Annotated in this window: 23 protein-coding genes; 10 read left to right on the forward strand and 13 right to left on the reverse strand. The window is 57.2% G+C overall.

All coding sequences use genetic code 11. The features are described from left to right. Window positions 1-23 precede the first annotated feature (23 nt). Window positions 24-881 carry an MIP/aquaporin family protein gene (locus BW686_RS00995; RefSeq protein ID WP_084913807.1) on the reverse strand — a complete coding sequence of 286 codons (858 nt, stop codon included), beginning with the start codon at window positions 879-881 and terminating at the stop codon, window positions 24-26. Between the two features lie 351 nt (window positions 882-1,232). Here BW686_RS00995 and ybaK point away from each other — a divergent pair, with 351 nt between their 5' ends. Continuing rightward, complete coding sequence (gene ybaK / locus BW686_RS01000) at window positions 1,233-1,703, forward strand: Cys-tRNA(Pro) deacylase (RefSeq protein ID WP_084913808.1); 471 nt, start codon at window positions 1,233-1,235, stop codon at window positions 1,701-1,703. Between the two features lie 9 nt (window positions 1,704-1,712). On the opposite strand, the gene BW686_RS01005 is transcribed toward ybaK, so the two are convergent. Both BW686_RS01005 and argF read right to left on the reverse strand, forming a co-directional pair. Continuing rightward, a complete protein-coding gene (locus BW686_RS01005; RefSeq protein WP_084913809.1) occupies window positions 1,713-2,786 on the reverse strand; it encodes an ABC transporter ATP-binding protein in 1,074 nt (357 codons plus the stop codon). Further along, the gene (argF, locus tag BW686_RS01010; RefSeq protein WP_084913810.1) at window positions 2,783-3,703 is read right to left on the reverse strand and encodes an ornithine carbamoyltransferase; all 921 of its coding nucleotides are present in this window, start codon (window positions 3,701-3,703) and stop codon (window positions 2,783-2,785) included. Before argF ends, BW686_RS01005 begins: the two co-directional genes overlap by 4 nt. A gap of 449 nt (window positions 3,704-4,152) precedes the next feature. Between argF and BW686_RS01015 the strand changes: the two genes are divergently transcribed. The 3 genes from BW686_RS01015 to grxD all read left to right on the forward strand — a co-directional run bounded on the left by BW686_RS01015 (window position 4,153) and on the right by grxD (window position 7,114). Continuing rightward, window positions 4,153-4,446 carry a hypothetical protein gene (locus BW686_RS01015; protein ID WP_084913811.1) on the forward strand — a complete coding sequence of 98 codons (294 nt, stop codon included), beginning with the start codon at window positions 4,153-4,155 and terminating at the stop codon, window positions 4,444-4,446. 132 nt (window positions 4,447-4,578) lie between these two features. Continuing rightward, window positions 4,579-6,699, forward strand: a complete 2,121-nt coding sequence (locus BW686_RS01020) for a molybdopterin oxidoreductase family protein (protein WP_084913812.1) — start codon at window positions 4,579-4,581, stop codon at window positions 6,697-6,699. Window positions 6,700-6,787: 88 nt separating this feature from the next. Continuing rightward, window positions 6,788-7,114, forward strand: a complete 327-nt coding sequence (gene grxD, locus BW686_RS01025; protein ID WP_004396490.1) for a Grx4 family monothiol glutaredoxin — start codon at window positions 6,788-6,790, stop codon at window positions 7,112-7,114. Between the two features lie 195 nt (window positions 7,115-7,309). On the opposite strand, the gene bfr is transcribed toward grxD, so the two are convergent. From bfr to pyrC, 4 genes are all read right to left on the reverse strand, one after another. Then, window positions 7,310-7,780, reverse strand: a complete 471-nt coding sequence (gene bfr, locus BW686_RS01030; protein WP_005889341.1) for a bacterioferritin — start codon at window positions 7,778-7,780, stop codon at window positions 7,310-7,312. A gap of 200 nt (window positions 7,781-7,980) precedes the next feature. After that, the gene (locus tag BW686_RS01035) at window positions 7,981-8,199 is read right to left on the reverse strand and encodes a bacterioferritin-associated ferredoxin (RefSeq protein WP_005889343.1); all 219 of its coding nucleotides are present in this window, start codon (window positions 8,197-8,199) and stop codon (window positions 7,981-7,983) included. Window positions 8,200-8,401: 202 nt separating this feature from the next. Next, entirely contained in the window at window positions 8,402-9,079 is a 678-nt protein-coding gene (gene rnt, locus BW686_RS01040) for a ribonuclease T (protein ID WP_084913813.1), read from the reverse strand. Continuing rightward, window positions 9,076-10,119 carry a dihydroorotase gene (gene pyrC, locus BW686_RS01045; RefSeq protein ID WP_084913814.1) on the reverse strand — a complete coding sequence of 348 codons (1,044 nt, stop codon included), beginning with the start codon at window positions 10,117-10,119 and terminating at the stop codon, window positions 9,076-9,078. The genes rnt and pyrC overlap by 4 nt, the downstream gene beginning before the upstream one ends. Window positions 10,120-10,267: 148 nt before the next feature. Between pyrC and BW686_RS01050 the strand changes: the two genes are divergently transcribed. Both BW686_RS01050 and BW686_RS01055 read left to right on the forward strand, forming a co-directional pair. After that, window positions 10,268-11,173, forward strand: coding sequence for a flagellar protein MotY (locus tag BW686_RS01050; RefSeq protein WP_084913815.1), 906 nt, complete (start codon window positions 10,268-10,270; stop codon window positions 11,171-11,173). Window positions 11,174-11,292: 119 nt separating this feature from the next. Next, complete coding sequence (locus tag BW686_RS01055) at window positions 11,293-12,510, forward strand: argininosuccinate synthase (protein ID WP_003412906.1); 1,218 nt, start codon at window positions 11,293-11,295, stop codon at window positions 12,508-12,510. A gap of 326 nt (window positions 12,511-12,836) precedes the next feature. Here the strand turns inward: BW686_RS01055 and BW686_RS01060 are convergent, their stop codons facing one another. After that, window positions 12,837-13,397: a hypothetical protein gene (locus tag BW686_RS01060; RefSeq protein ID WP_256897949.1), complete on the reverse strand. Its 561-nt coding sequence runs from the start codon at window positions 13,395-13,397 to the stop codon at window positions 12,837-12,839. 1,027 nt (window positions 13,398-14,424) lie between these two features. Here BW686_RS01060 and BW686_RS01065 point away from each other — a divergent pair. Further along, window positions 14,425-15,051, forward strand: coding sequence for a response regulator transcription factor (locus BW686_RS01065; RefSeq protein WP_005889354.1), 627 nt, complete (start codon window positions 14,425-14,427; stop codon window positions 15,049-15,051). A gap of 103 nt (window positions 15,052-15,154) precedes the next feature. Here the strand turns inward: BW686_RS01065 and BW686_RS01070 are convergent, their stop codons facing one another. The 4 genes from BW686_RS01070 to metG all read right to left on the reverse strand — a co-directional run bounded on the left by BW686_RS01070 (window position 15,155) and on the right by metG (window position 19,136). Then, window positions 15,155-15,337 carry a PA3496 family putative envelope integrity protein gene (locus BW686_RS01070; RefSeq protein WP_084913816.1) on the reverse strand — a complete coding sequence of 61 codons (183 nt, stop codon included), beginning with the start codon at window positions 15,335-15,337 and terminating at the stop codon, window positions 15,155-15,157. Window positions 15,338-15,445: 108 nt separating this feature from the next. After that, window positions 15,446-16,084, reverse strand: a complete 639-nt coding sequence (nth, locus tag BW686_RS01075) for an endonuclease III (protein ID WP_005889358.1) — start codon at window positions 16,082-16,084, stop codon at window positions 15,446-15,448. Further along, window positions 16,081-16,956, reverse strand: coding sequence for an electron transport complex subunit RsxB (gene rsxB / locus BW686_RS01080; RefSeq protein WP_084913817.1), 876 nt, complete (start codon window positions 16,954-16,956; stop codon window positions 16,081-16,083). The genes nth and rsxB overlap by 4 nt, the downstream gene beginning before the upstream one ends. Window positions 16,957-17,084: 128 nt before the next feature. Next, complete coding sequence (metG, locus tag BW686_RS01085; protein ID WP_084913818.1) at window positions 17,085-19,136, reverse strand: methionine--tRNA ligase; 2,052 nt, start codon at window positions 19,134-19,136, stop codon at window positions 17,085-17,087. A 175-nt stretch (window positions 19,137-19,311) separates the two neighbouring features. Here metG and apbC point away from each other — a divergent pair, with 175 nt between their 5' ends. Further along, entirely contained in the window at window positions 19,312-20,406 is a 1,095-nt protein-coding gene (gene apbC / locus BW686_RS01090) for an iron-sulfur cluster carrier protein ApbC (protein WP_084913819.1), read from the forward strand. A gap of 138 nt (window positions 20,407-20,544) precedes the next feature. On the opposite strand, the gene BW686_RS01095 is transcribed toward apbC, so the two are convergent. After that, window positions 20,545-20,754, reverse strand: a complete 210-nt coding sequence (locus BW686_RS01095) for a cold-shock protein (RefSeq protein WP_002554837.1) — start codon at window positions 20,752-20,754, stop codon at window positions 20,545-20,547. Between the two features lie 319 nt (window positions 20,755-21,073). On the opposite strand from BW686_RS01095, the gene dcd reads away from it, so the two are divergent. Both dcd and BW686_RS01105 read left to right on the forward strand, forming a co-directional pair. After that, window positions 21,074-21,640 carry a dCTP deaminase gene (gene dcd / locus BW686_RS01100; RefSeq protein WP_002554836.1) on the forward strand — a complete coding sequence of 189 codons (567 nt, stop codon included), beginning with the start codon at window positions 21,074-21,076 and terminating at the stop codon, window positions 21,638-21,640. Between the two features lie 112 nt (window positions 21,641-21,752). Then, on the forward strand, window positions 21,753-21,977 hold the full coding sequence (locus tag BW686_RS01105; protein WP_084913820.1) for a hypothetical protein: 225 nt from the start codon (window positions 21,753-21,755) through the stop codon (window positions 21,975-21,977). The last annotated feature ends 56 nt before the right edge of the window (window positions 21,978-22,033 follow it).

A 22,033-nucleotide genomic window follows, 5' to 3' on the forward strand; every position in this document is an offset into this window, starting at 1 on the left:
TGCCTTGCGTTATTAAGTGGGATTCAAGATGAAGCCTGAACTTTGCCGCGAACCACTGGAACATCTTTCTTGTTTTCAACAGGTGCGGCGCTTGGCAGATGACGCGCAATCAGCGCGCGATAGCCGGCAGCACCCAGGCAGGCACCCAGAATGGGCGCGAAAATCGGAACCAGGAAATAAGGGATGTCACGACCGCCGGTAAACGCTATTTCACCCCAGCCGGCGAAAAACGTCATCAGCTTCGGACCGAAGTCACGTGCCGGGTTCATGGCGAAACCGGTCAGAGGCCCCATGGCGCTGCCGATCACAGCCACCAGAAGACCGATCAGCAGCGGGGCCAGCGCGCCGCGCGGCAGCCCGTTATTGTCATCGCCCAACGCCATGATGACGCCCATCAGAATGGTGGTGATGACCACTTCGACCAGAAATGCCTGACCCACGGAAATGGCAGGGTTCGGATACGTCGAGAAGACCGATGCCAGTTCGAGGCTCTGCTGGCTGCCACGGATGATGTGGTGGGTATGTTCGAAGTCGAAAAAGAGACTGACGTACAGCACGTACACCAGACCCGCTCCGCAGAATGCGCCCGCGACCTGTGCAGAGATGTAAAACGGCAATTTACGTTTTTCAAAACCGGCAAACAGACTCAGCGCAATGCTGACGGCCGGGTTGAGGTGGGCACCCGAAATGCCGGCGCTGAGGTAGATCCCCATGCTGACCGCCATGCCCCAGATGATGCTGATTTCCCACAAACCGAAAGTAGCTCCCGCGACCTTGAGCGCTGCAACGCATCCTGTGCCGAAAAAAATCATCAGCGCTGTGCCCAGAAATTCAGCTACACATTGCCCGGTAAGTGACGGTTGTTTTAGTGCGATGGTCATGGATACCTCATTTTTGTTTTTGTCTCGGCACCCTGAGACAGGCATGGGTGCTCGTTATTCATGCGTCTCAGAAAAACCCCATTTCTGATCGCTGCTGCGAGTTATACCGAAAAACTGCTTTCGATAATATTCGTAAACGAAAAAATATAGGCAAGAAACACGGCTGTCAAAGGTCGGAACCGAACGGTCAGAAAATTGGCATGACGCTCCGCAGAGGGTTCGCGCAGGCTGTACGACGGGATATTCAAGCTGTTTTCAAAAGGCCATCAGTGTCGCAGGTCGCGTGAATCAAGGCATGTTCACTTTACTTGGCTTAAAGTGTGCGTCGTCCCGACCCCTTTGGAGCGCTGCATGACACCCGCACTGGATTTGCTGAAGAAAAACCGCGCCGAGCACCGTATTCACAGCTACGAACATGATCCGAAAGCGGCGTCGTATGGGCTGGAGGCTGCGGAAAAGCTGGGGCTGGACGCCGCGCGGGTGTTCAAGACCTTGCTGGCCAGCACCGAAAAGGGCGAGTTGCTGGTCGCGGTAGTGCCGGTCGTCGGAACGCTCGATCTGAAGGCTCTGGCGCAGGCATCCGGGGCGAAAAAAACCGAAATGGCTGACCCTGCCGCCGCTCAGCGCTCCACGGGTTACCTGTTGGGAGGCATCAGTCCGCTGGGTCAGAAGAAGCGTCTTCGCACTTTCATTGATGACACCGCACAGCGTTTTGACAGCATCTATGTGAGCGCCGGGAGGAGGGGGCTTGAGGTCGAACTGTCAGCGGACGTGCTGGCGGAGCATACCCAGGCCAGGTTTGCCCCGATCGGTCGGGAATAAACCTGACGCTCAGCTGTTTACCGCATGCGCAGCCACACTGCCCGGTGCAGCGAACAGCACCAGATGGTCGGCGGCGACACGAATGCCAACGTCATCCCCCTGCCGGTGATCGGCATGGCTGGGGAAAATCGCTTCCAGCTGACTGCCGGTGGGCAGTTGCAGACGATACAGGGTCGAAGCGCCCTGGAATGTCCGGCCAATGACCCGTGCTTTCAGATGGTTTTCTGGCGCGTAAACGATGTCATCGGGTCGTAGCAAGACGTCCACAGCACTGCCGCTGACGCCCGGATAAGCCCGATTGCCTCGCAGTACGCCCAGCTCGGTGTGTACCGATTGTGGATCAAGCATCTGCCCGCGAATGAAATAACCCTGCCCGATGAAGCTTGCAACAAAGGGTGTCAGGGGTTCGTGATACAGGTTGTAAGGCGTGTCCCACTGCTCCAGTCGACCCTCTTTGAAAACGCCGACGTGGTCACTGACGGCAAAGGCTTCTTCCTGGTCATGAGTCACCAGAACGGCACTGGTGCCGCGCGCCTTGAGGATGTCTCGCACCTCATGGCTCAGCCGCCGACGTAACTCGCCGTCCAGGTTGGAGAACGGCTCGTCGAGCAGCAACAGTCGGGGTTCCGGTGCCAGCGCTCTGGCCAGCGCCACGCGTTGCTGCTGGCCGCCGGACAATTCGTGGGGGTAGCGTTTGCCCAGCGCGCCAAGGTTGACCAGTTCCAGCAGTTCAGCGATGACCTGATCAAGGCGCGGGTGCTTGCGAATGCCGAAGGCAATGTTTTCAGCCACGCTCAAGTGCGGGAACAGCGCGTAATCCTGAAACACCATACCGATGCGGCGTTTTTCCGGTGCCAGCGTCCAGCCCGGACGGGAAATGACCTCGCCGGCCAGCGTGATCTCTCCCGTATGAACCGGTTCGAAACCGGCAATGGCACGCAGCGTGGTGGTTTTGCCGCAGCCCGACGAACCCAGCAGGCAGCCGATATCACCCGCGTTGAGGTGCAGGTTCAAGTCCTGCACCACGCGCTGGTTCTGGTAGCCGCAGGCCAGGTCGCGCAGGTTCAGCAGCAACTGACTCATGCGGGCTTGAAGGACGGCGCGACGAGAAACTCCAGCAGCGCCTTTTGCGCGTGCAGGCGATTCTCTGCCTGGTCCCAGGCGACCGAGCGCGAGTCATCCAGCAGGTCGGCACTGATTTCTTCGCCGCGATGAGCCGGCAGGCAGTGCATGAACAGGACGTCCCTGTCCGCGAGGTCGAGCAAGGCGCGAGTGACCTGGAACGGAGCGAACAAGGCTTTGCGCCGAGCGGTTTCTTCTTCCTGACCCATGGATGTCCAGACGTCGGTACTGACCAGATGAGCACCGGTCACCGCCGCTTTCGGGTCACGAACCACGGTGACACGATCACCGGCCAGGGCCAGGAACTCCGGGTTTGGCTCATAACCGGCAGGGCAGGCGACACGCAACTGGAAGTCGAACTGAATCGCGGCTTCTATATAGCTGTTGCACATGTTGTTGCCATCACCAATCCAGGCAACGGTCTTGCCCTTGATCGAGCCGCGATGCTCCAGAAAGGTCTGCATATCGGCCAGCAACTGGCAGGGATGCAGGTCATCTGACAGACCGTTGATCACCGGCACGCGGGAATTGGCCGCGAACTCGGTCAGGTTGCTGTGCGCGTAGGTACGGATCATGACCGCATCGAGCATGCGCGAAATCACTTTTGCACTGTCGGCAATAGGCTCGCCACGACCCAACTGGGTGTCACGGTGCGACAAAAAGATGGCTTGGCCACCCAACTGAATCATCCCTGCTTCAAAAGAAAGACGGGTACGTGTCGAGGATTTTTCAAAAATCATCCCGAGTACCCGGTTCTTTAGCGGCTCAAAAAGTACGCCGCTGTTTCGCAGGTCTTTGAGCTCTACGCCACGACGGATCATGCCCAGAAGTTCGTCCGGGGTGTAATCCATCATCGAGAGAAAGTGCCTGGCGTTCATGATTAACTACCTTTTTTGCAACAGACCGCAGGTTATCAAAGCCGGTTTTTATCGGGAAACCGGGCAGACCTGCGGCGGAAGCCGCACGGAGCGACGAATAAGGAAGGCGCGATAGTATAAAAAAATGTCGCGTCTTACCAATAGCATGCGTGTTTCGGAAAAGCCGAAGCCCTCGTCGCTTCCACTAAAGGTGCGCCGTAATACGTCATTGACGGGCTGAAAAGTTGGCTACGCTGAGAACGTGAATGGCGATCTCTGCTTTTTCTGAAGGCAGCATTTGTACACTGCTCAAATAGCGCTTGGCAATTAGTACCAATCCTGCAACAGTCCACTTTTGCGCCGCTGCGCTTATGCGACGCGCATCACGGGTCTGGAACAGGGGCCATTTCTTTAATGCCCGTCACAGGTTATAAATCGTTGCCGACACATTACTGATCGAGGGGTGGGGAATGGACTCAAAAGAGCGTCAATTAACGGAGTTACTGGGGCTGACTGCTCGCACGCTCACCCATCTGACGGCCTCAATGACCTCGATGTCCTTTGAGCTGCTGCGCAGCGAGGACGAAGTAACGCGTAACGCGGGGCGCCGCATGATCGATCGAATGGCAACCATCAGTTCGGGGCTCGACGAACACTGGCGGCTGATCGGTGACCTGACGGGTGTCCACGTGGCTCAGGAACAGATCGAAACCGTCACCGAAATCCAGCTTCAGCACAAAGTGGTCACGCCAATCGGCGGCTGACCCGGCCCGCTCATCGGCCCGCCTGATGCCCCCCGATTCACGAGACGAACGTCAGTGGCGAAGGTCATCACCAGCCACCATAGTGCCTGTTCAGCAATCAGCCTGATTGCCATGACAAGACCTGAGGTTGCGATGACCCGGACCGAACACTACCGCGCCTGCCACCTGTGTGAGGCCATTTGCGGCCTCGCCATCGAGACCGTTACCGAGCCGGATGCCGCCCCCCGGATCACGTCGATCAAAGGCGACCCGCTGGACACATTCAGCCGTGGTCATATCTGCCCCAAAGCCGTTGCGCTTCAAGACATCCAGAACGATCCCGACCGCTTGCGCCAGCCGATGCTGCGCAACGGGGACGAGTGGCAGCCGATTGGCTGGCAGGCTGCATTCGATCATGTCGCTGAACGTCTTCATGCCATTCAGCAACGCCACGGGCAAAACGCCGTGGCGATCTATCAGGGCAACCCCAGTGTCCATAACTACGGGCTGATGACCCACAGCAATTATTTTCTCGGCCTGCTCAAGACCCGTAACCGTTTCTCGGCGACGTCGGTCGATCAGTTGCCGCATCACCTCACCAGCTTTCTGATGTACGGCCACGGCATGCTGTTGCCGATTCCGGATATCGACCACACCGACTTCATGCTGATTCTGGGCGGTAACCCGTTGGCGTCCAACGGCAGCATCATGACCGTCCCGGATGTCGAGAAGCGCCTGAAAGCCATTCAACAGCGCGGCGGCAGGCTGGTGGTCATCGACCCGCGTCGCAGTGAAACGGCCGCTATCGCCGATCAGCATCTGTTCATAAGGCCCGGCGGCGATGCTGCACTGCTGTTCGGGTTGCTCAACACGCTGTTCGAAGAGGGGCTGACCCGTGAAAGTCATCTGCCTGTCGAGGGGCTTGAAGACGTGCTGCACGCGATTGCCGGCTTCACGGCCGAGACCATGAGCCCGCGTTGCGGCATTTCCGCCGAACAGATCCGGCAATTGGCCCGGGATTTTGCCGCTGCTGACAAGGCAGTCTGTTATGGACGCATGGGTGTCTCGACGCAGGTCTTCGGCACGCTGTGCCATTGGCTGACGCAGTTGATCAATCTGGTGACGGGCAACCTGGACCGCGTCGGTGGCGCACTGTGTACAGAGCCTGCTGTGGACCTTGTCAGCTCGACCTCGGGCGGGCATTTCAATCTGTGGCAAAGCCGGGTATCAGGGCTGCCGGAGTATGGCGGCGAGTTACCGGTCTCGGCACTCGCTGAAGAAATGCTCGTGGAGGGAGAAGGGCAGGTTCGCGCCCTGGTGACGGTCGCGGGCAACCCGGTGCTGTCGACGCCCAACGGACGTCAACTCGACCAGGCGCTTGAAGGTCTGGAATTCATGGTCAGCATTGATCTGTACATCAACGAGACCACGCGCCATTCCGATTTGATTCTGCCTTCCACCTCGGCGCTGGAAAACGATCACTACGACACCACGTTCAACACGCTGGCGGTGCGCAACGTCACGCGCTTCAATCGCGCCATCTTCGACAAGCCCGAGGGCGAGTTGCACGACTGGGAGATCTTCGTCGGCCTGGCCAAGGCGTTTGCGGCCAGGGCTCAACGCGAACTCAAGCCGACCCTGCCACCGGCGCAGATGATTGATCGGGGGTTACGGGCTGGACTGTACGGCGAGGCATCGCGCCACAATCTCTCTCTGGAAACCCTCGCCAGCCACCCGCATGGCCTGGATCTGGGCGCGTTGACACCAAACCTGGCCAGCCGCCTGAAAACCGCCAATGGACACGTTCAGGCCGCGCCAGAGGTGATCATGGCTGATCTTGTGCGCTTCGCTGCCGACACGGGGCCCAAGCCCGGTGAAACGTCCGGCGAGTTGCTGTTGATTGGTCGCCGGCATGTGCGCAGCAATAACTCGTGGATGCACAACTATCACCGACTGGTGAAAGGCAAGCCTCGCCATCAATTGCTGATGCACCCTGATGACCTGGCGTGCCGTGGCTTGAGCGACGGGCAGCAGGTCCGGGTCAGTTCGCGGGTCGGGATGATCGACGTTCAGGTGCTGAGCAGTCTGGACATGATGCCAGGCGTTGTCAGCCTGCCGCATGGCTGGGGGCACTCGCGGGCCGGAGTGAAAATGGAGATCGCTCAGGGGCAGCCTGGCGTGAGCGCCAACGACCTGACTGACGAACGGCACCTCGACGTGCTGTCCGGCAACGCGGCGTTGAACGGCGTGCCGGTGCAGGTTGCGTCGTGTTAAGGCTCAAGACAGAGCGTCATGCTCGGGATTTCGTTACAATGCGCCACCGTGCCGACAACTGAGTCGGATATTTCAGCCGAGGTGCTCCATGGATATCATCGAAACGATCAAAGAGCAGATTGCCAGCAACACCATTCTGCTTTACATGAAAGGCGCTCCGAACGCTCCACAATGCGGTTTTTCGGCCAAGGCTTCCCAGGCATTGATGGCGTGTGGCGAAAAGTTTGCCTATGTCGACATCCTGCAAAACCCTGAAATCCGCGCCAACCTGCCCAAGTACGCCAACTGGCCGACGTTCCCGCAGTTGTGGGTGGCCGGCGAACTGGTCGGCGGCAGCGACATCATCACCGAGATGATGGCTGACGGCTCGCTGCAGACGCTGGTCAAGGAAGCCTCGGCCGCCAAAGCCGAGTAAAGCCCCGCGCTTCATGGGCATGATCAATGTTCGTCCAGATGACGCTCGTTCCTCACGCTCCAGCGTGGGAATGCCTTTCACGACGCTCTGCGTCGCAAGAGGGCGCAGAGTACGTCTGAATGGCGTGGTTTTACGGACAAGAAAAAGCCCGCTCTCGATTGAGGCGGGCTTTTTCATTGCGGCGCGTTGGGTGAATCAGTCACCCATTTGCGACTGCAGGTAATTCTCGATGCCGACTTTGACGATCAGGCCCAGCTGGGTCTCTAGCCAGTCGATCTGCTCTTCCTTGGGTTCAAGGATGTCTTCCAGCAGCTCGCGGCTGCCGAAGTCACCGACAGTCTCGAAATGAGCAATGGCCGCTTTCAGATCAGCCAGACCTTTTTGCTCGATCTTCAGGTCGCACTCAAGCATTTCCTTGGTGTGCTCGCCGATCAGAATCTTGCCCAGGTCCTGCAGGTTTGGCAGCCCTTCAAGAAACAGAGTGCGCTTGATCAGCTTGTCTGCGTACTTCATCGCATGAATAGACTCGTGGTATTCGTGCCCACCAAGCTTTTTCAGGCCCCAGTCTTCATACATGCGGGCATGCAGAAAATACTGATTGATGGCGACCAGCTCGTTTCCGAGGATCTTGTTGAGATGCTGGATGACTGTAATGTCGCCTTTCATGTTCGAGGTCCTGCCGATAAGGGTGTCGATAAGCCGCGAGTGTGATCTGCGCTCCCTCGTCTGTCAAACCTAAGTTGTTGAATAATAAGTGAATTTAAATAGGAATAAGAATGTTTGAGTTCCGCATCTCGACGCTAAGCGCTTGAATTACAGGCATAAAAAAACCGGACATGGCGTCCGGTTCTTCAAATAAGGGGTGTTCAGGCCGCTGAAAATTTTGCGGGATAAGCCAGCGCCGCATGACTGCTTTGCAGTTCGGTCAGTGTGTCGCGCACCACTTCCTTGGCCAGGCAGGCGCATTTTCCACATTTACTCGCAACGCCCAGTGTTTCGCGGACTTCACGATAACTGCAGCAGCCTTCCAGAATTGCATCCCGGATTTGACCGTCTGTGACACCTTGGCAGAGGCAAACATACATAAGCTATGGACCGTCGCTGGTTTATTGCTTGGTGCCGAGGAGCTTAATGTTAATGAGAATGCTTGTCAAAACTGTTTTGGGTTAGATTCAGGTACGGCGATGAATGGTCGGTTATGCCATTTGCATCAGGGAAAACGCCCGACGCTTTTTGACCCGTATGAAAAAACCGGCACAAGGCCGGTTTGCTCATGACGCATCGACTTCAATCGTCGAAGTCTTCCCAGCCGCCCATCTCTTTCCAGCGGTTGACGATGCCGCAGAACAGCTCGGCAGTCTTCTCGGTGTCGTAACGGGCCGAGTGCGCTTCACGGCCGTCAAAGTCGATTCCGGCGGCCTGGCAGGCTTTTGCCAACACGGTCTGGCCGTAGGCGAGGCCGGCGAGGGTTGCGGTGTCGAAGCTGGAGAACGGGTGAAACGGGTTGCGCTTCATGTCCATCCGGGCGACGGCGGCGTTGACGAAGCCCAGGTCGAAGCTGGCGTTATGGCCGACCAGCACTGCGCGTTTGCAACCGTTGGCTTTCAGGGCTTTGCGCACGCCACGGAAAATGTCATTCAGCGCAGTCTCTTCACTGACCGCCATGCGCAGCGGGTGATCCAGCTTGATGCCGGTGAACTCCAGCGCGGCCGCTTCGATGTTGGCACCCGCGAAGGGCTCGACGCGGAAGAAATACGTGTGCTCAGGGAACACGAAGCCTTTTTCGTCCATGCCGATGGTGACTGCAGCGATTTCCAGCAGGGCGTCGGTGGCAGAATTGAAACCGCCGGTTTCGACGTCAACGACTACCGGCAGGTAGCCGCGAAATCGCGCTGCCATCGGGTGACGGGAACCGCCGCCACCGCCGTGGCCTTCGTGTTCGTCGTCAAAATGATCTTCACTCACGCGTGTTCCTCCAGACGCCAGCGCAGTGTTTCACCAGCGCGCAGCGGGATAACGGTCAACTCGCCAAACGGCAGGCTGGCAGGGGCGGTCCACTCGTCACGCACCAGCGTGATGGTGTCCTGATTGGCAGGCAGGCCATAAAACGCCGGACCATGAAGGCTGGCGAAGCCCTCCAGTTTGTCCAGCGCGTTACGTTGCTCGAATGCTTCTGCGTACAGCTCGATTGCGGCATAGGCGGTGTAGCAGCCGGCACAGCCGCAGGCGTTTTCCTTGGCATGCTGGGCATGCGGCGCCGAGTCGGTGCCCAGAAAGAACTTGCCGCTGCCGCTGGTGGCCGCGTCAAGGAGTGAAGTCTGATGCGTATTGCGCTTGAGGATCGGCAGGCAATAGAAGTGCGGACGAATCCCGCCGACCAGCATGTGGTTGCGGTTGTACAGCAAGTGATGCGCCGTGATGGTCGCCGCGACATTGGCCGAGGCTTCATTGACGAACTGCACGGCTTCACCGGTGGTGATGTGTTCGAACACCACTTTCAGTGTCGGAAAGCGTTCGACCACGCGACGCAGATGCTCATCGATGAACACCTTTTCGCGATCGAATACATCGATTTCACCGCGTGTCACTTCCCCGTGTACCAACAGCAGCAGGCCGACTTCGGCCATCGCTTCCAGGGCCGGGAAGATCTTGTCGATGCTGGTGACACCGGAATCCGAGTTGGTGGTCGCACCGGCCGGATACAACTTGGCCGCGTACACAAAGCTGCTGGCCTTGGCGGTGCGAATGTCTTCGGGCGTGGTCTGGTCGGTGAGGTAAAGCACCATCAACGGTTCGAAGCGGCTGGCGGCCGGACGTGCGGCCAGGATGCGCTGGCGGTAGGCGTCGGCTTGTTGCGCGTTGCGAACCGGAGGCACGAGGTTGGGCATGATGATTGCGCGGCCAAAAGTTCGCGCTACGTCAGCAACGGTATGAGGCAAAACAGCTCCGTCACGGAGGTGAATGTGCCAGTCGTCGGGACGCAGGAGGGTCAGGCGGTCAGACATTGGGGATTCCAGGCGGGTCAAACTCGTTGGGAATGCTACCGGAAAAGCCTCTCTCAGGCATCCGCTATCAAGTTTTGCATGAAGTTACCGATAGCCCCCTTGTCAGTCAGCATTTTCTGTTTCGCGTTCATTTCCAGTGGAGCCTCCCGTGCGCCAGCGATATTTAGCCTTGCTCAGCCTGTTTGCCAGCCTTCCGGCGATGGCTATCAATTTCCAGACGCGTCTGGAGAGCATTGAGTGGAAAGTCGAAGGCGATCAGTTCGAATGCCGCCTGACCCAGCCGATCACCGATTTCGGTGCCGGCGAGTTCGTGCGTCGCGCGGGGGAGCAGGCCACGTTTCGCCTCAAGGCGTCCTACAACATGCTTGGCAATGGCTCTGCGACATTGCTCGCCGCCGCTGCACCGTGGCAGCCTGGACGCGGCGATATCAACCTGGGGTCGGTGCGAGTCGTCAATGGCGACATACCGTTCAACACCTCCCAAGCGCAGGCCGGGCGTTTGATCAGCGGCTTGATGGACGGGCGCAGCCCGCTCATTCGTCACTACAACCGCGATGGCGGCCTGATGGAAATACGTTTGTTGCCCGTCAAGTTCAGCAAAGCGTTCAGTGATTATCAGGCCTGCACTGCCAAGCTGTTGCCGATGAATTTTGACCAGATCAAACAGGCTGAAGTGGGCTTTCCGGGGGGCGGCATCGAGCTGGATGCCCGGGCCAAGGCGCGCCTGGACAATATGGTGGCTTACTTGAAGGCCGATCCGACCGTCAACCGTATCGAGCTGGACGGCCACTCGGACAACAGCGGCAATCGCCTCACCAACCGTGACCTGTCCCGGCGCCGGGCGCTGGCGGTCATGGATTATCTCAAGGCCCAGGGTGTCCCCGAGCAGCAGATTACCCTGCGCTTTCATGGCGAACGCTACCCGTTGGCGCCCAATACCAATGAGGCCAACCGGTCGCGCAACCGCCGGGTGAACGTTCATCTCGAGCGTGTGGCCCCGGACGAGCGGCCTGTGCCTGTTGCCTCATCGGCGAGCGCAGCACACACGTCCTGAGGCCTGCCCACTGCGCTCCATAACGTCGCCTTGTCGTCACAAGCTGTCGCGCCCCTGTAAATTTGCTGGTTTGAACGGTAGAATCGACGGTTTTCCGTACAACCCGGTGGAGTGATGGCATGGCGGACGTAAACAAGGTAGTTCTCGCGTATTCCGGTGGCCTGGATACTTCGGTAATCCTCAAGTGGCTGCAAGATACGTACAACTGCGAAGTGGTGACTTTTACCGCTGACCTGGGTCAGGGTGAAGAAGTCGAACCGGCACGCGCCAAGGCTCAAGCCATGGGCGTCAAAGAAATCTACATCGATGACCTGCGCGAAGAATTCGTGCGCGATTTCGTGTTCCCGATGTTCCGTGCCAACACCGTCTATGAAGGCGAGTACCTGCTGGGTACTTCCATCGCACGTCCGCTGATTGCCAAGCGTCTGATCGAAATCGCCAACGAAACCGGCGCTGACGCCATTTCTCATGGTGCGACCGGCAAGGGCAACGATCAGGTACGTTTCGAACTGGGTGCTTACGCGCTCAAGCCTGGCGTCAAGGTAATTGCTCCGTGGCGCGAGTGGGATCTGCTGTCGCGTGAAAAGCTGATGGATTACGCCGAAAAGCACAACATCCCGATCGAGCGTCACGGCAAGAAGAAATCTCCGTACTCGATGGACGCCAACCTGCTGCATATTTCCTATGAAGGCGGCGTGCTGGAAGACACCTGGACCGAGCACGAAGAAGACATGTGGCGCTGGACCAAGTCCCCTGAGGACGCGCCGAACGTTGCAACCTATCTTGAGCTGACCTATCGCAACGGCGATATCGTTGCGCTGGACGGCGTCGAGATGACCCCGGCCACTGTGTTGGCGACCTTGAACCGCATTGGCGGCGAAAATGGCATCGGGCGCCTGGACATCGTTGAAAACCGTTACGTGGGCATGAAGTCCCGCGGCTGTTACGAAACCCCGGGCGGCACCATCATGCTGCGTGCTCACCGTGCAATCGAATCGATCACCCTTGACCGCGAAGTCGCTCACCTCAAGGACGAGCTGATGGCCAAGTACGCCAGCCTGATCTACACCGGCTACTGGTGGAGCCCTGAGCGTCTGATGCTGCAACAGATGATCGACGCCTCTCAGGCTCACGTGAACGGCGTTGTGCGCCTGAAGCTGTATAAAGGCAACGTGATCGTGACGGGCCGCAAGTCCGACGATTCGCTGTTCGATGCCAACATCGCAACCTTCGAAGACGATGCAGGTGCCTACGATCAGGCTGACGCTGCGGGCTTCATCAAGCTGAACGCGCTGCGCATGCGTATTGCCGCCAACAAAGGCCGCAAGCTGTTCTGAAAGCAATAAGCGGTTTGACGAGTGGAGCCCTTCGCGGGGCTCCACTTTAATGCTGGCTGACGCGCAACGCGCTCCAGGCAATCGTTTATCGGTATTAAGTTTCCCTGATAACTTGCTCAGGGCGTCAAGTTTATCAAGACGGTGTGTGACACCGTGTTTATAAGTACAGTGCCTGCAGGTGAACGTCTTCTTGCACGGCAATACAAAATTTCTAAACCCTGTAGTGTTTTCCTACACTGTGTGTCGCTGTTAAAGGCGGGATCATCAGAAGGTTCTACCGCGCGTCCCGTATTCTTCACGCAGCAGTTGTTTTCAATACAAGGGTTTTATGAAGGCTGCGTGTCGCCATCCTTTGAAGTTGGTTCAGGTTGATCGGGCGTATGGCTGTCTCGTTGCTGCCTGAACTCATACCGATAGTCCCTGCCGATATTCCAGACCTGCCGGACGCTGAGGTCGAGCACTTGCGCGATTTCGGCGGCGGTATAGCCCAGCGCCGAATAATGCATGGCGTGGCCGGCAACGACATCGTCGACAGCCGAGGGGTCGTGGCGCGCTTCTCTCCTGAGGCTGCGCATGGGCTGGCTGAAGTGTATCTTTACCTTGTTTTCCGTCGCCAGTTGGCGAACGTCCTTTTTGGTCATGCGCAATGAATACTGCAATGCATTGACGCCTGCGCCCTTTGCAACAAGGCACTTCAGTAATTCCACTTTGCCCGTGAGTTCAAGATCGGTCGGCGTATCGGTGAGCGGCGGGTTCGATGAAACCGCTGTTTCACCGTCGGGTATGACAGCGATAACCCCGCCGGTGGCGACAAACTGTTCCACGGCCGTGGCCAGTTCCAGAGCGGTGCGGGGGGTTGAAAATGAACGAGCGTGTTTGTTGTTCATGGTAGGTCCCTTTTTGAACATGGTTATACACATGGCCCATTCAAAAGAGTTGCCAGACACCTCGAAGTCTTGTCAAAAGGCAGCGGTGCCTGATCGGCCATGGCTTATTGCCCGAATCCATCCGGTCGGTGACATACACCGTGCCCGTCTAAATACTGTTGCTCATGAAGTGCATGAGCGCACTGCGTATTGATATAGCTTCATGGGAAGTCGTATTCAATGGCAGTAAATAACAAAGTTGTTGTCAAAAAAGTAACGACTGGTAATAAAATTTGCAAGTAAAAAATGGCGGCTTGAAGGGATTGGTTTGAAGGCTTTTATAAGATCTTACATGTTTTATTTTTACGTCTCTGATTTCTGTAGTACGTTTCCTATTCGCTTGGACGTGGCTGGATCTGAAATGAAAACTAGTATTTGCTACTTGTCGAATGAGCTATTTATAGTCTTGAATGACGTAGGCTTATGCTATGGTGTCTGTAAGATTTTACAACAGCATAGGTTTGGGCTGCTGAGCGCTCATGGCTTCAGTTCGCGGTTACCCTGAGGGGGCGGCTGTTCACTCCGGCGCTTTGATTGTAGGAAAGTTCTTTCAAGTAAGTAGGGGTTTTCTTTAAATAAATATTTGTACAATATTCTGTATTCGATGTGTAATTTTTAATCACAGTTTACGTATGTAAGGTATGACTGACCGTCATCGATTGCCCTCCAGAATGTGGGGTGCGTGAGCACAATCATTTTTTGGAGATGAAAAGTCTGGTCCGGTTTTGCCATATTCATTTGTCTGCTGGTGTTGTGCATGCTTATGCCGTTACGCCAGCAGCAACCCTTCACCAGGTTCCGAAAAGGAAGGCTCAGTGAAAATTAATAAAAAATGTACGTTAGTGCCGAGTTTTGTAGGAAGTTTCTGCTGTACTTGTAGGAATGGTCTTTGGCTGTCAGTCCTTAAGGGTGAGCGCAATGCAAAGCAGTAAACGACTAAGCTATTGTGCTGGCTCTGAAAATTCGAATAGCGAAAAATGGACTGCCCATGAATAAAGTGCTGATCGTGGATGATCATCCTGTCATTCGCCTTGCTGTACGCATGCTGATGGAGCGTCATGGCTATGAGGTCGTTGCGGAGACTGATAACGGTGTGGATGCGTTGCAGATGGCGCGTGAGCACCTTCCTGATATTGTCATTCTCGACATTGGTATCCCCAAGCTCGACGGCCTGGAAGTTATCGCCCGCTTGTCAGCGATGACGTTGCCGTTCAAGGTTCTGATCCTGACTTCCCAGGCACCCGGTCACTTCTCCATGCGCTGCATGCAGGCGGGGGCTGCCGGGTATGTCTGCAAGCAACAGGACCTGACCGAGCTGCTCAGTGCTATCAAGGCGGTGCTTTCAGGGTACAGCTACTTCCCCAACCAGGCGTTGCACACTGTTCGCTCCAGCATGGGAAATGCGAGCGAATCGGACATGGTAGACCGTCTTTCCGGCAGGGAAATGATGGTGCTGCAGCAGTTGGCGAGAGGCAAGACCAACAAGGAAATTGCAGACGGCATGTTTCTCAGCAACAAGACCGTCAGCACTTACAAAACGCGTTTATTACTCAAGCTCAATGCGCATTCGCTGGTTGATCTGATCGAGCTAGCCCAGCGTAACGGGCTTGTCTGAAGCGGGTCATGTTTGTCTGGTATCCGGCTTTTTACGAAAAGCCGGCCTGCTGCCCCGGCAGGGAAACCTCTCTTTGAGGGGCTGCCCTGGCGGGTGCCGCGATTTACAGGTCGAAGTCGTAATCGGCCAGTTGCTTTTGCAAGCGCCGCTCTTCAAGCAGGTTGTCGATGGTGCGTCGCTTGCTCAGGTTGGTTTTCGCCGCCTCCACAACCACAGGTTCTGTGTCGTCCGTTTCGACCACGACGATGTCGTCATCGACGTCCAGCTGCTCGTTGCCAGTACTCATGAAGTTGACTCCAGGGCTTGGGCTTTCTCTGGCGCCTCTTATATCGACAATCCACAGGCGGGTAAAAAAGATTTTTTCAATCGATGAGACAGCAATCGCCCGGCTGGCTCAATCGTCGGACGTCTTGTGTTTGTAATCGCACAGATCTTCGATGCGGCAACTGCCACAGCGCGGCTTGCGTGCCTGGCATACATAGCGTCCGTGCAGGATCAGCCAGTGGTGCGCATCGAGCAGGTAATTTTTCGGCACGAACTTCATTAACTGCTTCTCGACCTCCACCACGTTTTTCCCCGGTGCGATGCCTGTACGGTTGCTCACGCGAAAGATGTGCGTGTCCACAGCCATCGCGATCTGGCGGAAAGCCGTGTTGAGTACGACGTTGGCTGTCTTGCGCCCAACCCCCGGTAAAGCTTCTAGCGCTTCACGGGTTTGGGGTACTTCGCCATTGTGCAGCTCGATCAGCATCCGGCAGGTTTCAATCACATTTTTGGCTTTGCTGTTGTAGAGGCCGATTGTCTTGATGTACCCGGAAAGCCCCTCAACGCCGAGGTCGTATATCGCCTGCGGTGTGTTGGCAACCGGATAAAGCCTGGCGGTCGCCTTGTTGACGCTCACATCGGTGGCCTGAGCGGAAAGAATCACAGCGATCAGCAGTTCAAACGGTGTGGTGTAGGCCAGCTCGGTTTTGGGGTCCGGATTGTCTTCATGCAGCCTGCGGAATATTTCCTGACGTTTTGCGGCATTCATGGACGGCGCATTTCCTCGGAGTTGATCGGGGCAGACGCTGAGAGAAGCGCCTCCAGTGCCTGTTCGGCGGCCTCGTATTCGCGTTGCAGTTCCACCAGCCGCGCTGCCTGTTCCGCAATGGGCGGGTGACCAAAGGCCTTGAGCGACTTGTTGAGCTGGGCACGACTCATGGCCAGCGCAATCCTGGCTTTTTTCGTTGCTTCGTCCGGCGCTTCAGTCCTGTTGTTTCGCAGCGGTTTCACGGCAGCTTGAGGCGCGGCTTCACGAAGGGACTCGGCGCGTTGTGAGCGGGCGACACGTTCTGCCAGCCGGGCCTGCTGTTCGCGGCGCAGTCGTGCATTTCGTGAGTCGTAACGCAGCCGTGCTCGAGTACGCTTGTGCTGGCGAGCCAGTTGCAGGTCAACGGTGGGGGCCAGGCCGCCGGTGATCGGGGTGACGGTTGCCAGTGGCAGCGGATGCATTTCAATGCAGTCCACCGGGCAAGGAGCGACGCACAGATCGCAGCCCGTACATTCGTCAATGATCACCGTGTGCATCAACTTTGCCGCACCGACAATGGCGTCCACCGGGCAGGCCTGGATGCATTTGGTGCAGCCGATGCACTCGGCCTCGCGAATGAACGCGACCTGAGCGGGCGCTGCGCCGCGTTCCGTGTCCAGTGGCAACACGGGAACAGACAACAGCCCGGCCAGTTGAGCAATGGTTTCATCACCGCCCGGCGGGCATTTGTTGATGGCTTCACCGCCGGCAATACCCTCTGCATAGGGCTGACAGCCGGAATGCCCGCATTTGCCGCACTGAGTCTGGGGCAGCAGGGCATCGATACTCCGGATCAGGTCCACGCCGGGAAGTATGCGAATCGATTCAGTCATGATCGTGCCAGGTAATCGACAGGTGATCTGTCTTCCGAAAGGCGCATTATCGGCCATATCAGGGGGCTTGCGAATGCACGAAGGCCCGATATCCGCTGTTATCGAGCGGATACCGGGCCTTGTCTGGTTTACTTGATGCGTTGGCCTGGCTTGGCACCGCTGTCCGGGCTGAGCAGGTAGATTTCTTCACCGCCCGGGCCTGCCGCCATCACCATGCCTTCCGAGATGCCGAAGCGCATTTTTCGTGGCTTGAGGTTGGCGATCATCATGGTCAGACGGCCTTCCAGCTCGGACGGGTTCGGATAGGCGCTCTTGATGCCGGAGAAAACGTTGCGCTGCTCGTCGCCGATGTCGAGTGTCAGGCGCAACAGCTTGTCGGCGCCTTCCACGTGTTCGGCTTTGAGAATCAGTGCCACGCGCAGGTCGACGGCTGCAAAGGCGTCGAAGTCTATTTCCGCAGACAGTGGGTCTTTCGTCAGCTCACCATTGCCGACGGGGGCCTTATCGGCGGCGTCTGTGCTGGTAGCCGTCAGGTCTTCTCTGGACGCAGCCGCCATGGCCTCTACCTTGGCCGGATCGATCCGGGTCATCAGCGCCGAGAACGGATTGAGCTGATGATTGACCAGCAGGGTCGTGTGATCGTCCCAGGTCAGTGGCGCGACGTTGAGGAATTTTTCAGCGTCAGCGGCCAGGTTCGGCAGTACCGGCTTGAGGAAGATGACCAGTTGACGGAACAGGTTGATGCCCAGGGCGCAGACAGCCTGAACCTCGTCCTGCTTGCCTTCCTGCTTGGCCAGCGCCCAGGGGGCCTTCTCTGCGATGTAGGCATTTGCGCGGTCGGCCAGCGCCATTGTTTCGCGCATGGCACGTGCGAAGTCGCGAGCCTCGTAGGCGTCGGCGATGCTCGGTGCGGCGGCCAGAAACGCTTCGGTCAGTTCAGGCGCAGCATTGGCCTCGACCATCACGCCGGCATTGCCCTTGTGGATGAATCCGGCGCAACGGCTGGCGATGTTGACCACTTTGCCGATCAGGTCGGAGTTGACCTTCTGCACGAAGTCTTCGAGGTTCAGGTCCAGGTCATCCACGCCACGGCCCAGCTTCGATGCGTAGTAATAACGCAGGTACTCGGGTGACAGATGGTCGAGATAGGTACGCGCCTTGATAAAGGTGCCGCGTGACTTCGACATCTTCTGGCCGTTGACCGTCAGATAGCCATGAACGTTGATGCCGGTCGGCTTGCGCAGGCCTGCGCCTTCGAGCATGGCGGGCCAGAACAGGGCGTGGAAATTGACGATGTCCTTGCCGATGAAATGGTAAAGCTCGGTGGTCGCTTCCTTGCCCCAGTACGCATCGAAGTCCAGGTCCGGACGGCGCGCACACAGGTTCTTGAAGCTGGCCATGTAACCAATGGGGGCGTCGAGCCATACGTAGAAGTATTTGCCCGGCTCGTCGGGAATTTCAAAGCCGAAATACGGTGCATCGCGGGAGATGTCCCATTGTTGCAGGCCGCTGTCCAGCCACTCGGCGATCTTGTTGGCAACCGCGTCCTGCAAGGTGCCGCTGCGCGTCCAGCTTTTCAGCATGGCGTCGAAGGCTGGCAGATCGAAGAAGAAGTGTTTCGAATCCTTGAGGACGGGCGTCGCGCCGGAAATCGCTGACTTGGGATCTTTCAGGTCAGTTGGCGCGTAGGTGGCACCGCATTTTTCGCAGTTATCGCCGTACTGGTCTTCTGCCGCACATTTAGGGCAGGTGCCCTTGATGAAGCGGTCGGCCAGAAACATGTTCTTTTCCGGATCGAAATACTGAGTGACCGAACGCGTGGCGATATGACCGGCATCGCGCAAGCGCGTGTAGATCATGCTCGACAGCTCGCGGTTTTCGTCCGAGTGCGTCGAGTGGAAATTGTCGAAGTCCACCAGGAAGTCGTCAAAGTCGGCGCTGTGTTCAGCCTTGACGTTGTCGATCAGTTGCTCCGGGGTGATGCCTTCTTTCTCGGCGCGCAACATGATTGCCGAACCGTGAGCGTCGTCCGCACAGACATAAATGCACGAGTTGCCGCGGTGCTTCTGGAAGCGCACCCACATGTCGGTCTGGATGTACTCGAGCATGTGGCCAAGGTGAACAGGACCATTGGCATAGGGCAGGGCGCTGGTAACGAGAATCTTGCGTGGCTCGGACATGGGGCTCGGCTACTTGAAGTGAAACGGAGGTCGGCCACTATAAAGGTCTGAGCAATTTTTTTCACCCCGCGCAGCTGTGGGAATGCTCCTGAAAGCAAGCTGAAATCATGTGGGTGCCTGACAGAACAGGTACGATAGCCGCCTGTTTCAGTCAGTCTTTTTTCGGAGTAAGCCCATGAGCGCAGTCAATCGCGCAGCGGTGGAGACGATTCTTCGCCAGTACACCGACCCTTACATGAACCTGGACCCGGTCAGTGCCGGCTGCGTCAGGTCCATTGATATTCAGGGGGCGCACGTCAGCGTGCAGCTCGAGCTGGGTTATGCCGCCGCCCTGTTCAGAAACGGCTGGGCGCAGGTCCTCAAGACCGCCATCGAGAACCTGGACGGTGTGACGTCCGCCAGCGTCGACATAAAAAGTGTGATCGGCGCGCACAAGGCGCAGAGTCAGATCCCGGGTCTCGCCAATGTGAAAAATATCGTCGCTGTTGCCTCTGGCAAAGGCGGTGTCGGCAAGTCCACCACCGCCGCTAATCTGGCGCTGGCGTTGTCCCGTGAAGGTGCTAGGGTCGGGATTCTTGACGCGGATATCTACGGTCCGAGTCAGGGAGTGATGTTTGGCATCCCCGAAGGCACGCGACCGAAGATCAAGGATCAGAAGTGGTTCGTGCCCATCGAAGCGCACGGCATCGACGTGATGTCGATGGCTTTTCTGACCGACGACAACACGCCGATGGTCTGGCGCGGCCCGATGGTCTCGGGTGCGTTGCTGCAACTGGTCACGCAGACCGCCTGGAATGATCTGGATTACCTGGTCATCGACATGCCGCCGGGCACCGGCGATATTCAGTTGACGCTGGCGCAGAAGGTCCCGGTCGCGGGAGCCGTGATCGTCACGACACCTCAGGATCTGGCGCTGCTGGATGCGAAGAAGGGTGTCGAAATGTTCCGCAAGGTCAGCATTCCGGTGCTGGGCGTCGTGGAGAACATGGCGGTGCATATCTGTTCGAACTGCGGCCATGCCGAGCACCTGTTCGGCGAAGGCGGAGGTGAGAAGCTGGCGTCGCAATACGATGTCGAGTTGCTGGCGTCGCTGCCACTGTCGATGCTGATTCGCGAGCAGGCAGATGGCGGCAAGCCGACAGCGATTGCCGAGCCGGAAAGTCAGATTGCGATGGTCTATCAGGAACTGGCACGTCACGTCGGTGCGCGAATTGTGCTGCAGGAAGCTGCAAGCCCGGCCATGCCGACCATTTCAGTCAGCGACGACTGAGGCGGTAGCGATGCGACGGGGGAGGCGGTAGTGGTTCTGTCTCCCTCGGTCAGTTGAGGTGCCTGCGCACATGCTCAAATCGCAGGCAATAAAAAACCCCGCTTTTAAGGGCGGGGTTTTTAAGCGAATCAGTACAAGTTAGATAACTTGAACTTCTTCAGCTTGCATGCCTTTCTGACCGCGGGTAGCGATGAAAGAAACCTGTTGGCCTTCTTTCAGGCTTTTGAAGCCGTCGGATTGGATAGCTTTGAAGTGTACGAACAGGTCGTCACCGGATTGTGGAGTGATGAAGCCGAAGCCTTTTTCATCGTTGAACCACTTAACGGTACCAGTTTGGCGATTGGACATAGTATATCTCCTTGGACAAAGTTAACTGCGGCGTAGGAAGAGCCCTGGCCGAGACTGAGTGCAAAGAGCTGGAAAATTCATGGAGATGGTTGGATCGAAATTCAACATCGTGTAGAGATTCTCAGTGACACAAGCAACACAGTGACGCCACCTTAACCCTTTTTTTCGAACGTGCCAATGGTCTGTTGATGATTATTTCCATTCGCAGCCAATCGACGTCGCGCGGCCCCCAAACTCTCTCGCCGTGGCCTTTGAACCGTCGGCCCCACCCCGGTAAGATGCCGGATAACTTTTTTACCTCGCTATTCAGGACATCGCCATGAGCATCAAATCGGACAAGTGGATTCGCCGCATGGCGCAGGAACACGGGATGATCGAGCCCTTCGTGGAGCGTCAGGTGCGTGGCGAAGGTGCCGATCGCGTGATCTCCTTTGGCGTGTCCAGCTACGGTTACGACGTTCGCTGCGCAGACGAGTTCAAGGTGTTCACCAACATCAATTCGGCCACGGTCGACCCGAAAAATTTCGATGAAAAAAGTTTTGTCGATATCAAAAGTGACGTGTGCATCATCCCGCCGAACTCGTTCGCGCTGGCACGCACCGTGGAATATTTCCGCATTCCGCGTAATGTCCTGACGATCTGTCTGGGCAAAAGCACCTACGCGCGTTGCGGCATTATCGTCAACGTGACGCCGCTCGAGCCTGAGTGGGAAGGTCATGTGACGCTGGAGTTTTCCAACACCACTACACTGCCGGCCAAGATCTACGCCAATGAAGGCGTGGCGCAGATGCTGTTTCTGGAATCCGATGAGGAATGCGAAGTTTCCTATAAGGATCGGGGCGGCAAGTACCAGGGCCAGCGCGGCGTGACCCTGCCGCGCACCTGATTTGCGGGACAGGTGATTAGTGGAATTGAATTAATACTCTATTTCGTACTCTATCTGCTCACATGCTTTCGCATAATCGTTGTGTGCGAAGGCCTTTGATCTGGAGTGCCCTATGAAGACTACTTTCAAAATCTCTGAACAGGCTCAATCTCCTCCGCTTAATGAGATCGGGCTGCTCGCCTGGTCACTCATGGCTCATTCGGACCTGCTTCCGGAGCTGAACATGGTCGGTGGCGGCATTCCGGGTGATCCGGGGCCTGACACGCCTTATCCTGAGCCTACCGAGCCGGGTGGTCCGACCGTGCCGGACGAGCCGCCGCCTGCGCCTGTGGCCTGAATAATCAGCGCCCGCTTCCCGTGATGGGGAGCGGGCGTTTTCACGTCTTTTTTCAC

It is taken from the genome of Pseudomonas syringae, assembly GCF_002157375.1.
Taxonomy (GTDB): domain Bacteria; phylum Pseudomonadota; class Gammaproteobacteria; order Pseudomonadales; family Pseudomonadaceae; genus Aquipseudomonas; species Aquipseudomonas syringae_T.